The organism is Flavobacterium sp. (assembly GCF_017985075.1).
Classification (GTDB): domain Bacteria; phylum Bacteroidota; class Bacteroidia; order Flavobacteriales; family Flavobacteriaceae; genus Flavobacterium.
Window position 1 is genome coordinate 95,873 of the sequence record NZ_JAGNYF010000002.1, and the last position, 15,115, is coordinate 110,987.

A 15,115-nucleotide genomic window follows, 5' to 3' on the forward strand; every position below is an offset into this window, starting at 1 on the left:
GTTTTGTACCACTAAAGTAATACAAATTAAACAAATTTTGTGCCAATATTAAAAAAATGAGTAAAAATTTAACAACTAGAAGCGAAGATTATTCTGCATGGTATAACGAATTGGTCGTAAAGGCTGATTTAGCTGAGAATTCAGGGGTAAGAGGTTGTATGGTAATTAAACCATACGGTTATGCAATTTGGGAAAAAATGCAAGCTGAATTAGATAAAATGTTTAAAGAAACCGGTCATAGTAATGCATATTTTCCATTATTTGTGCCAAAAAGTATGTTTGAAGCGGAAGAAAAAAACGCAGAAGGCTTTGCAAAAGAATGTGCTATTGTTACTCATTATAGATTAAAAAACGATCCAGACAAACCAGGTAAATTAATGGTGGATCCAAATGCGAAGTTAGAAGAAGAGCTAATTGTTCGACCAACATCTGAAGCTATTATATGGAGTACTTATAAAGGATGGGTGCAATCTTATAGAGATTTACCTTTATTAATTAACCAATGGGCAAATGTTGTGCGTTGGGAAATGAGAACGCGTTTGTTTTTGAGAACTGCCGAATTTTTATGGCAAGAAGGTCATACCGCACACGCTACAAAAGAAGAAGCATTAGAAGAATCAGAAAAAATGATGCACGTTTATGCTGATTTTGCTGAAAATTTTATGGCTATTCCAGTTGTGAAAGGATTAAAAACAGAAACAGAACGTTTTGCTGGAGCAGATGAAACGTATTGTATAGAGGCTCTAATGCAAGATGGAAAGGCATTACAAGCTGGTACTTCGCACTTTTTAGGTCAAAATTTTGCCAAAGCATTTGATGTAAAATTCACCAATCAAGAAGGGAAGCAGGAGTATGTTTGGGGAACGTCTTGGGGTGTTTCTACTCGTTTAATGGGTGCTTTGGTGATGACACATTCAGATGATAACGGATTAGTATTGCCACCAAACGTAGCGCCAATTCAGGTTGTTATTGTACCGATTTTTAGAACCGACGAAGAATTTGAACGTATTTCAGAAGTAGCAAATGGTTTAGTTTCACAATTCAAAAAACTTAATATTTCTGTAAAATTTGATAATAGAACCACTCAAAAACCAGGATTTAAATTTGCAGAATGGGAACTAAAAGGTGTGCCTGTTCGTTTAGCTATTGGTCCGAAAGATTTAGAAAACGGAACTTTTGAAGTGGCACGAAGAGATACTTTAAGTAAAGAAGTGAAACCAGCTGATGGAATTGTAACCTATATTCAAGATTTATTAGAGCAAATTCAGAATGATTTATTTAATAAAGCTATAGATTATCGTACTGAACATACTACAGAAGTGAATTCGTATGCTGAATTTAAAGATGTTTTAGAACATAAAACAGGTTTTGTTTCTGCACATTGGGACGGAACCGCTGCAACTGAAGATAAAATAAAAGAGGAAACCAAGGCAACGATTAGATGTATTCCTTTGGATAGAGTAGAAGAAGATGGAGTTTGTATTTTCTCAGGAGCACCATCAAAAGGAAGAGTTTTATTCGCAAAAGCGTATTAAGCGATTTACGATTTACGATTTACGATTTGGAATTTTAGATTTGGAATTTCTATTTTTAATAAATGTCTTATAAATAGAGCATTAAACGAAGGTTTTTAAAAAAACTGAAAATTTTCACATTAGGTATTGCACAAATAAAAAATAGTTGTATTTTTGCACTCGCATTACGGAAATGTAATGGTCCGTTCGTCTATCGGTTAGGACGCCAGGTTTTCATCCTGGTAAGAGGGGTTCGATTCCCCTACGGACTACACTGTTTTTACTGAAACATTAAATCAGTTACTGGTCCGTTCGTCTATCGGTTAGGACGCCAGGTTTTCATCCTGGTAAGAGGGGTTCGATTCCCCTACGGACTACAAATTAGTTTTGAAATGGTTTTATGAAATGGGTTTTGGTGTCTCCTTTACTTGTTTTGTTAGTTAAAACTGAAGTGATTGAATTTAAAATCAATTGTGGGAGGTTTTTCTTATTTTTCTACTAATATATAAAATAGTTATTTACATTTAAAATATAAAAAAATGGCAAATCATAAGTCAGCTTTAAAAAGAATTAGAAGCAACGAGAAAAGAAGAGTATTAAACAAATACCAACACAAAACGACACGTAATGCGATTAAAGCAATTCGTTTAGCAACTGTAAAAGCAGAAGCTGCAGCGAAATTACCTGTTGTTATTTCAATGATTGACAAATTAGCTAAGAAAAACATTATTCATGCTAATAAAGCGTCAAACTTAAAATCTAAGTTAACAAAATTAGTTGCTAAATTATAATTAGTAATTTAAGATAATTTAAAAGTCCTGATGAAAATCAGGACTTTTTTTGTTTATTATCTTTTTCCATCTGTTGCCTGAGGTTCTCGAAGGCAACGCAATTATAAATTATAACATAATATGTTGAGGTTATTATATTGAAAATGAAACATTTTACTTCAAAATTTATTAAAATGTAAACTAAATAAATAGTTGTTTGAATATCAAGATAATAAACGTACCTTTGCACTTTCAAAAAAAGAATATATGTCATCTATTAGAAACATTGCAATTATTGCCCACGTTGACCACGGTAAAACTACATTGGTTGATAAAATTATGTATCACTGTCAATTGTTCCGTGATAACGAAAATACTGGAGATTTAATCTTAGATAATAACGACTTAGAGCGTGAAAGAGGTATTACAATTACTTCTAAAAACGTCTCTGTTTCTTATAAAGGAACTAAAATTAACATTATTGATACACCTGGTCACGCCGATTTTGGTGGAGAAGTAGAGCGTGTATTAAACATGGCCGATGGTGTATGTTTGTTAGTAGATGCTTTTGAAGGACCTATGCCACAAACGCGTTTCGTATTACAAAAAGCGATCGATTTAGGTTTAAAACCTTGCGTAGTTATTAATAAAGTGGATAAAGAAAACTGTACACCAGAAGAAGTTCACGAAAAAGTATTCGACTTAATGTTTGAATTAGGCGCTACAGAAGCACAATTAGATTTCCCAACAGTTTATGGTTCAGCTAAAAATAATTGGATGTCAGACCATTGGGAAAATGTAACAGATAATGTTGAAGCATTATTAGATATGGTTATCGAGCATGTACCAGCTCCAAATGTTGGACAAGGAACGCCTCAAATGTTAATTACATCTTTAGACTTCTCGGCATTTACTGGTCGTATCGCGATTGGTAGATTAGAAAGAGGTGAATTGAAAGAAGGAATGAATATTTCTTTAGTGAAGCGTGATGGAAAAATTATTAAATCAAAAATTAAAGAATTACATACTTTTGAAGGTTTAGGTCGTAAGAAAGTAGAAAGTGTAATTGCTGGAGATATTTGTGCGATTATTGGTGTTGAAGGATTTGAAATTGGTGATACTATTGCTGATTTTGAAAACCCTGAAGCGTTAACTTCAATTGCTATTGACGAACCAACAATGAGTATGTTGTTTACTATTAACGACTCTCCATTCTTTGGTAAAGAAGGTAAATTTGTTACATCACGTCATATTAGAGAGCGTTTAGAAAAAGAATTAGAGAAAAACTTAGCGATGAGAATGGCTGAGACGGATTCTGCTGATAAATTCATGGTTTTTGGTCGTGGTGTACTTCACTTATCGGTTTTAATTGAAACTATGAGAAGAGAAGGTTACGAAGTACAAATTGGACAACCACAAGTAATCATTAAAGAAATTGATGGTCAAAAATGTGAACCAATTGAGGAATTGACAATTGATTTACCGGAATCACTTTCTGGAAGAGCTGTTGAGTTCGTTACTTTACGTAAAGGTGAAATGTTAAGCATGGAAACTAAAGGGGAACGTATGATTGTGAAATTCAATATTCCGTCTCGTGGAATTATTGGATTACGTAACCAATTACTTACAGCAACTGCAGGTGAAGCTATTATGGCTCACCGTTTTATAGGATACGAACCGTACAAAGGAGAAATTTCTGGACGTAACAAAGGATCTTTAATTTCTATGGAAAAAGGAAAAGCAATTCCTTATTCTATTGATAAATTACAAGATAGAGGTAAGTTTTTTGTTGAGCCAAATGCTGAAATTTACGAGGGACAAGTTATTGGTGAAAACTCTCGTGGTGATGATATGTGTGTAAACGTAACAAAAGAGAAAAAACAATCTAATGTTCGTTCATCTGGAAATGATGAAAAAGCAAGAATCATTCCTCCAGTTATTTTCTCATTAGAAGAAGCTTTAGAATACATTCAAAAAGATGAATATGTAGAGTGTACACCAAAATCTATTCGTTTAAGAAAAATTTATTTAACTGAGACGGACAGAAAACGTTTTAAAATATAATTAGATTTCATATAAATACTAAACCACGAATTTCATTTGATTTTCGTGGTTTTTTTATTTACAAAAATAATATTTTGTTAGATTTTGTTCAATCCATTGTTAAAAGTCCTAACTTTGTTAGCATAAAACGAAAAACCATGGAAATTAAATTAAAAAACGGAATTGATAGATTAGAGTTTGGTATGACTCCAAAATATGTAGAAGCGTTATATGGAAAACCAAATAAGACGTTTACAGATGATGAAAACAATACGATTTATGTGTATAACAAAGAACGTATGAAGTTAACGTTTTATGTAGAAGAAGACATGAAATTGGGCTATATTACAACTACACATCCAGAAATTAAATTATTTGAAACTACCATAATTAATAAAGCATGGGATTTAGTTAATGGCGATTTAGCGCTAAACAAAATCACTAAGTTTGAAAAAGATTCAGAAGAAGGTATTGATATTTATTTTAACGAAGACAATTGGTTGTTTTTTCATGTAGATTATGATGAAGTCGTTGAGGTTGAAATTGGTGCCATCATCAATGATAAAGACGAATTTGAATGGAAGTTTAGAGGGTAAAACAAAATAAAAAAGGCAAACATCTAATTTAGAGTTTGCCTTTTTTTATTTCTGTATAATTGTATTAAATAATAGGTTTCTTTTGTGAAGCATAAATAAAATAAAATCCAAGTATGATAAACGGAATACTTAGCCATTGTCCAGTTGATAAGGCGTTGAACATTGGATATTCTTCAAAGCCACCTTGACTATCTTTTACAAATTCAACAAAGAAACGAACCGACCAAAGTAACACTAAAAACGTTCCAAATAATAAACCTGGTTTGTTTCTGGCATCTGTTTTCCAATACATATAAAATAAGATGAAAAATACGGGCACATATAGCATAGCTTCAAACAATTGCGCTGGATATCTATATGGAATTTTGTCCAAAATACCTTTAAACTGAATATCATTTGCAATCGCGTTATACGCCTGTGTTCCGTCTGGTATATTTGTTAATTGCGAGGCTACTTGCGGAGGCAAATTATCTTCACCTTTTACAAATTTCATAGCCATAAAAGTGTCTTTTGATGTTTCTTTTCCGAAAATTTCAGAATTCATAAAGTTTCCTAAACGAATAAAAACAGCTCCTGAAGCCACAGGAATTACAATTCTATCTAAAATCCATAACAACGATTTGTCAATAATTTTTTTCCTTGTTATGAAAAACATAGCAATAATAATTACAATTGCTGCACCATGACTCGCTAATCCACTAAAACCAGTAAATTCGTATCCATTAATAAAGCCTAATAGTGTTCCGTTTACGTTTTCTCTTATGGGTAATAAAATTTCAATTAAATGATTTTTATAGTATTTCCAATCATAAAAAAACACATGCCCCAAACGTGCCCCAAGCATTGTAGCAACAATAGTATATACAAAAACGTTGTCAAGTTTTTCTAAAGATAATTTTTCTCTATCAAAAATAAATTTCATAATGTACCAGCCCAAAGCAAAAGCAGTTACCCACGTTAAGCTGTAAAAACGAATCATGAAAAAACCTAAATCGATACCTTCTGTTGGATTCCAAATCATAATTTTTTAGTTTAAATGTTTATAGGTTTAAAAGTTTAAAAGGATTTTCGAATCTTCTTTTTTATAAATTTAATTTTTTATATTTATTTATGTTGCTTTCAAGAGCCTCAAGCAACGATTACTGAGGCACTCGAAGTCACTTTTTTAAGGAACTGGATCGTAACCGCTTTTTCCCCATGGGTGACAACTTGTAATTCTTTTAAATGCTAACCAACTACCTTTTATTATACCGTGCTTTTCTAATGCTTCTTTACTGTAACTCGAACAAGTAGGGGCAAACCTACAAGTTGCCGGCGTTAAAGGCGAAATTACAATTTGATAAAACCGAATAATTACTATAAATGGAAAAATTAAAATTTTCTTCATAATTTATATTTCGTAAATCGTAAATATCAATTCGTAAATCCGAAATTACAACGTAAAACTCGTTCCTTCTTTTCCGTCTTTTAACTGAATGTCTAAAACGGCTAATTTATCTCTAATTTCATCAGATAAAGCCCAATTTTTATTGGCTCTTGCTTCCATTCTCATTTCAATTAGCATTTCGATAACACTTCCTAATTTATTGTTATTTCCTTCAGCTTTTTTATTTGTTAATCCTAAAACATCAAAAACAAAACTTTCTAATGTGGTTTTTAATTCTGTTAAATCCGTTTCAGAAATTGTTTCTTTTTTGTCGTTTAATAGATTTATGATTTTAACCGCTTCAAATAATTGAGCCATTAAAATAGTGGTATTAAAATCGTCATTCATCGCATCGTAACACGCTTTTTTCCAAGATGCAATGTCTACTGAAGAAGTAGTGTTAATTTCAATTTTAGATAACAACGTTATGGCTTCCATCAAACGATTATACCCTTTTTCGCTAGCCAGCATTGCTTCATTTGAAATATCTAAAACACCTCGATAATGCGCTTGCATAAAACAAAATCGTACCACACTTGGGTTAAATTCTTTTTCGAAGAAATCGTTTTTACCTTCTAATAACTCCATCGGTAAAATATAATTTCCAGTACTTTTGCTCATACGCAGACCATTCATAGTTAACATATTGGCGTGCATCCAATACTTTACTGGCGCTACGCCGTTACAAGCAGTACCTTGTGCGACCTCACATTCGTGATGTGGAAATTTTAAATCTAAACCACCACCATGAATGTCAAAAGTTTCGCCTAAATATTTGGTGCTCATAGCCGTACACTCTAAGTGCCAGCCAGGAAATCCAGCTCCCCAAGGTGAGTTCCAACGCATAATATGAGCTGGAGAAGCATTTTTCCAAAGTGCAAAATCTTGAGGGTTTTTCTTTTCAGTTTGTCCGTCTAAATCTCTGGTATTGGCAAATAATTCTTCAATATTTCTATTGCTTAATTCGCCGTAATTTAAACCACGTTTGTTATATTCTAACACATCAAAATAAACAGAACCATTGCTTTCATAAGCAAAACCGGTTTCAATTAACTTTTGAGTCAATTCAATTTGTTCTAAAATATGACCTGTTGCTGTCGGTTCAATAGTAGGAGGTAGCAAATTAAACGTTTCTAAAACGTGATGAAAATCGACAGTATATTTCTGTACAATTTCCATAGGCTCTAATTTTTCTAAACGCGATTGTTTTACAAATCTGTCGTTGTTTACATCGCCATCATCTGTTAAATGTCCGGCATCTGTAATATTTCGTACATATCTTACTTTGTATCCTAAATGTAATAAATAACGATAAATCATGTCAAAACTCATAAAAGTTCTTACATTTCCTAAATGCACATTGCTGTAAACGGTTGGTCCACAAACATACATACCAATTTGACCTTCGTGAATCGATTTAAAATTTTCTTTTTTTCCCGATAAAGAATTATACACTTGAAGTGGATTGGTTTCGTAAAGTGGCATTTTGTTTAATTTATGTTTTTTATTTTTTTTTGAAGCTATTCCTGCTTTCCGTTACAATCTTTTTTAAATGTTCCCTTCGAGAACCTCAGTCAACATTTAAAAAAGGATTTTCACTGCAATCAGGGCTAATTAAAATCGTGTATCTAATTTAATATAGTCTAAGAATTCTCTTTTTACTTTTTCTTCTTTAAATTTCCCACCAAACTCAGAAGTCACGGTGCTGCTTTCAATATCTTTAATACCTCTTGAGTTCACACACATGTGTTTGGCATCAATAACACAAGCCACATCTTCCGTATTTAAAACACTTTGTAATTCTTTTACAATTTGAATCGTTAAACGTTCCTGAACTTGAGGTCGTTTTGCATAATATTCTACAATTCGATTCATTTTTGATAAACCAACAACTGTTCCGTTTGAAATGTAAGCAATATGCGCTCTACCATAAATAGGTAATAAATGATGTTCACAAGTAGAATATACTACAATGTTTTTTTCAACAAGCATTTCACCATATTTGTATTTGTTTTCAAATGTAGAAGCACTAGGTTTTTTATCTGGATGTAAGCCGCCAAATATTTCTTTTACAAACATTTTAGCAACTCGGTTTGGTGTTCCTTTTAAACTATCGTCTGTTAAGTCCATTCCTAAAGTTAAAAGAATACTCTCTACATCTTTTTTGATTCTTGTGATTTTTTCTTCGTCAGAAATTTCAAAAGCATCAGTTCTTATGGGGTTTTGTGTATTTGTAGCAATATGATTGTTGCCAATTTCATCGTTATGTTCTTCGTTGTTAATCATCATACCTATTATTTGTATCTAACTGCAAATATATGCATTTATAAATAAATTAGTTTTATAATTTTTTAAAGTAATTTTTGAAAAAATATAGTTTTTTTTTGTTTTAACATTATTCAAAATCGACGAATAACAATTTAATCCGATAAAAAACAAGTATTGATGTTAAATTCTATTTTTATTAAGGAAAAGTTAATTTTTTTTTTATTTTTGCTATTCATGATTCATAATTTCATTAACATTTACATATTTAAAATGAAAAAATTTCTTATACTTTTTTTTACTTTTTTGAGCATTAATTTTATTTATTCACAAGCAACTTGTGCTACTATGGCACCAATTTGTTCAGGAAATATTTCACCGCAACCTAGTTTAGTTGGCCCTAACTTAGGTGGTCCAGGATGTTTAGGTTCTGCTCCTAATGCCAATTGGTATACCTTTCAGACAGGTTTTGCAGGTGATCTAGTTTTTAATTTACATCAAGGAAACAATCCTCCTTTATTTAATAATTTAGATATTGACTATATTTGTTGGGGACCTTTTACAGATGCACAAATGCAATCTGGTGTAGCTTGTACTAGTTTGTCCGATTTAACAGCTCCAGTCAATCCAAGTAATATTGTAGCTTGTAGTTATTCAGCTGCTGCTGTTGAAACGATTACCATACCGAATGCTAATCCAGGTTCTAACTATATATTATTAATTACAAATTTTTCTAATCAAGCAGGACAATTTGTAATGGAACAAACCAACGGAACAGCTCCAGGAGCTGGTTCTACAAACTGTGATGTGGTTTGTGGGGTAGATCTAGGACCAACAGCAACCTCTGTTTATCCTAGTCCTCCAGATATTAATACTATTTCATTTTGTAATTCTAGTATAAGTTCTCAAGTCTTACATTGTAATTTTCAAAACCCACCAGCTAATCAAAATACTTTAGCTTATCAATGGTTTAAGGATGGAGTTTTACAGCCTACTTTAACAACAAAATCAATAACAGTTACCCAATCAGGTACATGGAAAGTTAAAGTAACACATCCTGATTGTGGTACACCTACTGAAGATTCAGTTATTATTTATTTTGGTTCTACACCAGTAGTTAATTCGGTACCTACTCAACTTGGACCATTAGGAGATTGTAATCCTACATTTGATTTAACGGCACTAATTCCTGCAATGTTAGCACCATTAAATCCTGCAGATTTTACGGTTTCGTTTTTTACAGATTTTGGAGCTTCAATTATATATACTTTTCCTGTAACAGGTCAAATTACAAATCCTTCTGCTTTTCAAACCAATGTAGATACTACAATTTGGGTAAGAGCAAGAAACAATACATCACCAGAATGTGTAGATTCAGAAGAGATTTCATTTTTGTTAGATGTTAGATGTACAAATAATGCTACAGCAGTAGGTAATACCATTTGTACTAACAATACTGGACAATTAACTTTTTCAGGTCCTCCAAGTGCTGTTGTTACATTTACACAAGGTACAAATACTTATAATGTAACTTTAAGTGCAGCTGGCTCGTTTACTTGGAATACACCAACACCATTAACTGCAACAACAATATATGCAATAACTAATGTTGCTGCTGGTTCTCCAGTGGTTAATACACCATTAACATCTACAGCAACAATTACAGTAAACCCAGACAATACTGTAACAGCGCCAACATCAACGCCAACTATTTGTATCAATACAGCTTTACCAGTAGCTATTACTCATACTACCACAGGTGCTACAGGCATTGGAACCGCAACAGGACTTCCAGCAGGTGTTACGGCTACTTGGGCAGCTAATACTATTTCGATTAGTGGCACACCAACGGCATCAGGAACGTTTAATTACACTATTCCATTAACAGGAGGTTGTGGTACATTTAATGCAACAGGAACTATCACGGTTACTCCAGACAATACAGGTTCAGTTGCTGATCCTTCACCTACATGTTGTGTTAATTCATTATTGCCATCCGTTTCATACAACATTACAGGAGCTACAGGCATTGGAACACCAACAGGTTTACCAGCAGGCGTTACGGCTACTTGGTCAGCTAATACCATTACGATAAGCGGTACGCCAACGGTATCAGGAGTATTTATTTATACTATTCCCTTAACAGGAGGTTGTGGTACATTTACACCTACAGGAACCATTACGGTTACTCCTGACAATACGGTTACAGCGCCTACATCTACACCAATTCTTTGTATTAATACGCCATTAACAGCAATCACTCATACTACAACAGGCGCTACGGGTATTTCAACTACGACTACCAATTATGGTCTTCCAACAGGTGTTACGTCTTCATGGGCAGCAAATACCATTACGATAAGTGGTACGCCAACGGCTTCAGGAACATTTGCATACACGATTCCATTAACTGGAGGCTGTGGAACAGTAAACGCTACAGGTACGATTACAGTAAATGTTGATAATACGGTTTCGTTACCAACATCGACACCAACACTTTGTATCAATACGGCATTAACTGCCATTACACATACTACTACAGTTGCTACAGGTATAGGAACCCCAATAGGACTTCCAGCAGGTGTTACCGCTACTTGGGCAACCAATACGATAACTATTAGTGGAACGCCAAGCGCTTCAGGAACATTTAATTATAGTATTCCATTAACTGGAGGTTGCGGTACATTTACAGCAACAGGAACTATTACGGTAACACCAGACAATACTGTTACACCAGCTTCATCAACACCAACACTTTGTATCAATACTGCTTTAACAACTGCGATTACACATACAACTACAGGCGCAACAGGTATTGGAACTACGACTACCAATTATGGTTTACCTACAGGTGTTACAGCTTCGTGGTTAGCCAATACAATTACGATAAGTGGTACACCAACGGCATCAGGAACATTTGCTTACACGATTCCCTTAACAGGTGGTTGTGGAACAGTAAATGCTACAGGAACGATTACGGTTACAGCAGATAATACAGTTACAGCAGCTTCTGCTACACCAACACTTTGTATCAATACACCATTAACAGCAGCCATTACGCATACTACTACAGGCGCTACAGGTATTGGAACTGCAACAGGACTTCCAGCAGGTGTTACCGCTACTTGGGCAGCAAATACCATTACTATTAGTGGTACACCAACGGCATCAGGAACATTTAATTATACGATTCCATTAACAGGAGGATGTGGTATAGCAAACGCTACAGGAACTATTACAGTGAATCCAGAAAATACAGTAACCGCACCTTCAGCAACACCTATACTTTGTGTTAATACGACATTACTAGCAGCGATTACTCACACTACTACAGGAGCAACTGGCATAGCTAGCACAACTACCAATTACGGTCTGCCAGCGGGTGTTACAGCTACTTGGTTAGCAGATACCATTACCATTAATGGAACACCAACGGCTTCAGGAATATTTAATTATAGTATTCCATTAGCAGGTGGTTGTGGAGGTACAGCTACTGGAACTATCACAGTTACACCAGACAACACAGTTACAGCCGCTACATCAACACCAACACTTTGTATCAATACGGTTTTAACTGCCATTACACATACTACAACAGGCGCTACTGGTATTGCAACTACAACTACCAATTATGGTTTGCCTGCAGGAGTAACGGCATCATGGTTAGCAGATACCATTACTATTAGTGGAACGCCAAGTGCACCAGGAACATTCGCTTACACGATTCCATTAACTGGAGGATGTGGTTCAGTAAATGCAATAGGTACCATTACAGTAAACCCAGACAATACGGTTGCAGCACCTTCAGCTACACCAACTATTTGTATCAACACGGCTTTAACAGCAATCACTCACACTACAACTGGTGCGACTGGCATAGGAACAGCAATAAACCTACCAGCAGGTGTTACCGCTTCATGGGCAGCAGATACCATTACTATTAGTGGTACACCAACTGCTTTTGGAACATTTAATTATACTATTCCATTAACTGGAGGTTGTGGTACATTTACTGCTATAGGTACTATTACTGTAATTCCAAGTAATACAGTTACGGCAGCTACATCCACACCAACATTATGTGTCAATACGTTATTAACACCAATTACACATACTACAACAGGAGCTACAAATATTGGTACTCCAACAGGATTGCCAGCCGGTGTTACCGCTTCATGGGTAGCAGATACTATTACTATTATAGGTACACCAACAGGAACAGGAGTTTTCAATTACACGATTCCTTTAACAGGGGGATGTGGAACGGTCAACGCTACAGGAACGATTACCGTGAATCCAGTACCAACAAATATTGGTATTACAGGAACTACTACTACTTGTGCAGGAATTCCAGTTAATGTAACCCTTACCGCTACACCAGGTACACAACTTACATGGAGTGGTACACCAAGTACGATTACCATTGGCGCTTCGGGAAGTAATGTAATTTCGGTATCACCAGCAGCAACTACTACCTATGAAATATTTAGTGCAGATTTGAATGGTTGTGCGATTCCAGTGACTGGACAAATTGCAACCGTAACAGTTTCTGCAACACCACAGTTTATCAATCAAATTGCAGATATAGAAATTTGTAATGGCGGAACTTTAAACATCGCCTCACAATTAACAAGTACAGTTGCAGGTGCTGATTTTATTTGGAGCGCGACAACAAGTAATGTAAACATGGCTGCCATTAGTGGTACTCAGGCTAATATTGACCAAGTGGTTACTTTAATTAACGGTTTCCAAAACGGTACTATCAATATAGAAGTAAAACCACAAATAGGAAGCTGTTCAGGAACGTCACAACAAATATTAATTACAGTAAAACCAATTCCTGTAATTACCTCTACAGTTTCAAATAAAACAGTGATTTGTAATAACGAATTCGTTACACTTACATCAAATTCGAATCCAGCAGCTACGCTTTATAATTGGCAAATTAACACGGCAACAGGTGTTCAAATTGTGGGAGGTGCTACAAGTGGTACTTCAACAACTGGAATTGTGAATTTACAATTGGCATTAACCAATCCGTTAGTGGTGGGAACCATTAGTTTTGATTTTACACCCGTAAACGGAATTTGTACAGGAGCTACTATTACAAATGCAGTGACCATAACGGTAAATCCAATACCAGGTACACCAATTGGTTTACCAATAAATGAAATTTGTAGTGAGGAATCAACTAATTTAACCATTTCATCATTTCCATCGATAACTGGAACTACATTAGTTTGGACGGTTATTGATTCTCAAAATGTAACTGGATTTACAAACGGAAGCGGAACAGCTCCATTTACCATCAATGATGTTTTAACAAACACTTCAGATGTTCAAGGATTTGTAAAATATAGTGTGACCTCACGATTAGGAAACTGTGATGGAGGTACTACAGAATTTATCGTTCGTGTAAACCCATTACCAAAACCAGAATTAATTGACGGACATATTTGTGTGAATCAAACTACAGGAATAACGTATCAAGGGTATGTGTTAGATGCTCAGTTATCGGACCCTAATTTCACGTATGATTGGTATTTATTGAACACAACAACGAATGTTTACGATGCGTTACCAAGTACAAACGGACCTACATATGAAGCGATGCAGCCAGGAACGTATCAAGTAGTGGTAACCAACACGGTAACCAATTGTGAACAAAGTGATACAGCGAGTGTAGTATCGGTGTATCCAGCTACTGGACTAACAGCAGAAGTTACGGATGCCTTCACAGAAGATGCAACCATAACAGTTACGGTTAACCCATTAGGAACAGGAAATCTAATTTATTCATTAGACGGTGGTGCTTGGCAAGAATCAAACATTTTTACAGGCGTTCAAGGCGGTACTCATGAAGTAATGGTAGAAGATACTGAAGGTTGTACGAACCTAACTATAGATGTATTAGTAATAGATTATCCGAAATATTTTACACCAAATGGTGATGGAATTCATGATACGTGGAACATAGAAGGATTGGATCAACCGGATGCTAAGATTTATATTTATGATAGATATGGGAAGTTGTTAAAACAAATTACGCCAACAGCAACCAGTCAAGGATGGGATGGAACTTACATTGGTTCAGTTCTACCATCAACAGACTATTGGTTTACCATTGAATACAAGGAAAATGACCAACAAAAAATATTTAAAGCTCACTTCGCTTTAAAAAGATAAGATGTGAAATACATATAAACAAAAAAGGCTCCGAATTCGGAGCCTTTTTTGTTTTATATTTAAAGTAATTTTAGTCTAACCAATTTTTAAAATCCCAAAAGTTTTGTGGCGCTACGCCGTGTCCTACTGGATATTCTTTATACATAATACGTAAACCTAATTTTTCTAAATATGGTGCTGTTTTTCTTGCCCATTCCACAGGAATTACTTGGTCTTGTGTGCCGTGAGAAACAAAAAATTTAATGTGATTGATTTGATTTACATCATAATTTTCTGGTAAAATTTGTTCGTTTAAATATCCGCTTAAAGCCACAA

Annotated in this window: 9 protein-coding genes, 2 tRNA genes and 1 pseudogene; 7 read left to right on the top strand and 5 right to left on the bottom strand. The window is 34.6% G+C overall.

All coding sequences use genetic code 11. The annotated features are described in order from the left end of the window. The first annotated feature begins 56 nt into the window (after positions 1 to 56). The 6 genes from proS to KA468_RS01165 all read left to right on the top strand — a co-directional run bounded on the left by proS (position 57) and on the right by KA468_RS01165 (position 4,923). A complete protein-coding gene (gene proS, locus KA468_RS01140) occupies positions 57 to 1,535 on the top strand; it encodes a proline--tRNA ligase (RefSeq protein ID WP_291241118.1) in 1,479 nt (492 codons plus the stop codon). A gap of 179 nt (positions 1,536 to 1,714) precedes the next feature. Further along, positions 1,715 to 1,786: transfer RNA gene (locus KA468_RS01145), tRNA-Glu, on the top strand. Between the two features lie 33 nt (positions 1,787 to 1,819). Beyond that, positions 1,820 to 1,891: transfer RNA gene (locus KA468_RS01150), tRNA-Glu, on the top strand. Between the two features lie 162 nt (positions 1,892 to 2,053). Next, positions 2,054 to 2,305 (top strand): 30S ribosomal protein S20, encoded by a 252-nt coding sequence (rpsT, locus tag KA468_RS01155; RefSeq protein WP_291241119.1) that lies wholly within the window; start codon positions 2,054 to 2,056, stop codon positions 2,303 to 2,305. Between the two features lie 246 nt (positions 2,306 to 2,551). After that, the gene (gene typA / locus KA468_RS01160; protein WP_291241120.1) at positions 2,552 to 4,348 is read left to right on the top strand and encodes a translational GTPase TypA; all 1,797 of its coding nucleotides are present in this window, start codon (positions 2,552 to 2,554) and stop codon (positions 4,346 to 4,348) included. Between the two features lie 137 nt (positions 4,349 to 4,485). Further along, a complete protein-coding gene (locus KA468_RS01165) occupies positions 4,486 to 4,923 on the top strand; it encodes a hypothetical protein (protein ID WP_291241121.1) in 438 nt (145 codons plus the stop codon). A 64-nt stretch (positions 4,924 to 4,987) separates the two neighbouring features. On the opposite strand, the gene lgt is transcribed toward KA468_RS01165, so the two are convergent. From lgt to folE, 4 genes are all read right to left on the bottom strand, one after another. Next, the gene (lgt, locus tag KA468_RS01170; protein ID WP_291241122.1) at positions 4,988 to 5,944 is read right to left on the bottom strand and encodes a prolipoprotein diacylglyceryl transferase; all 957 of its coding nucleotides are present in this window, start codon (positions 5,942 to 5,944) and stop codon (positions 4,988 to 4,990) included. Between the two features lie 144 nt (positions 5,945 to 6,088). Beyond that, positions 6,089 to 6,310, bottom strand: a complete 222-nt coding sequence (gene yidD, locus KA468_RS01175; protein ID WP_291241123.1) for a membrane protein insertion efficiency factor YidD — start codon at positions 6,308 to 6,310, stop codon at positions 6,089 to 6,091. A 45-nt stretch (positions 6,311 to 6,355) separates the two neighbouring features. Further along, entirely contained in the window at positions 6,356 to 7,834 is a 1,479-nt protein-coding gene (gene cysS / locus KA468_RS01180) for a cysteine--tRNA ligase (protein WP_291241124.1), read from the bottom strand. A gap of 129 nt (positions 7,835 to 7,963) precedes the next feature. Further along, positions 7,964 to 8,635, bottom strand: coding sequence for a GTP cyclohydrolase I FolE (folE, locus tag KA468_RS01185; RefSeq protein ID WP_291241131.1), 672 nt, complete (start codon positions 8,633 to 8,635; stop codon positions 7,964 to 7,966). 327 nt (positions 8,636 to 8,962) lie between these two features. Here folE and KA468_RS01190 point away from each other — a divergent pair, with 327 nt between their 5' ends. Continuing rightward, the gene (locus tag KA468_RS01190; RefSeq protein WP_291241125.1) at positions 8,963 to 14,800 is read left to right on the top strand and encodes a T9SS type B sorting domain-containing protein; all 5,838 of its coding nucleotides are present in this window, start codon (positions 8,963 to 8,965) and stop codon (positions 14,798 to 14,800) included. Positions 14,801 to 14,870: 70 nt separating this feature from the next. Here KA468_RS01190 and KA468_RS01195 read toward each other — a convergent pair. Further along, positions 14,871 to 15,115: pseudogene (locus KA468_RS01195) on the bottom strand (phospholipase); the annotation flags it as partial.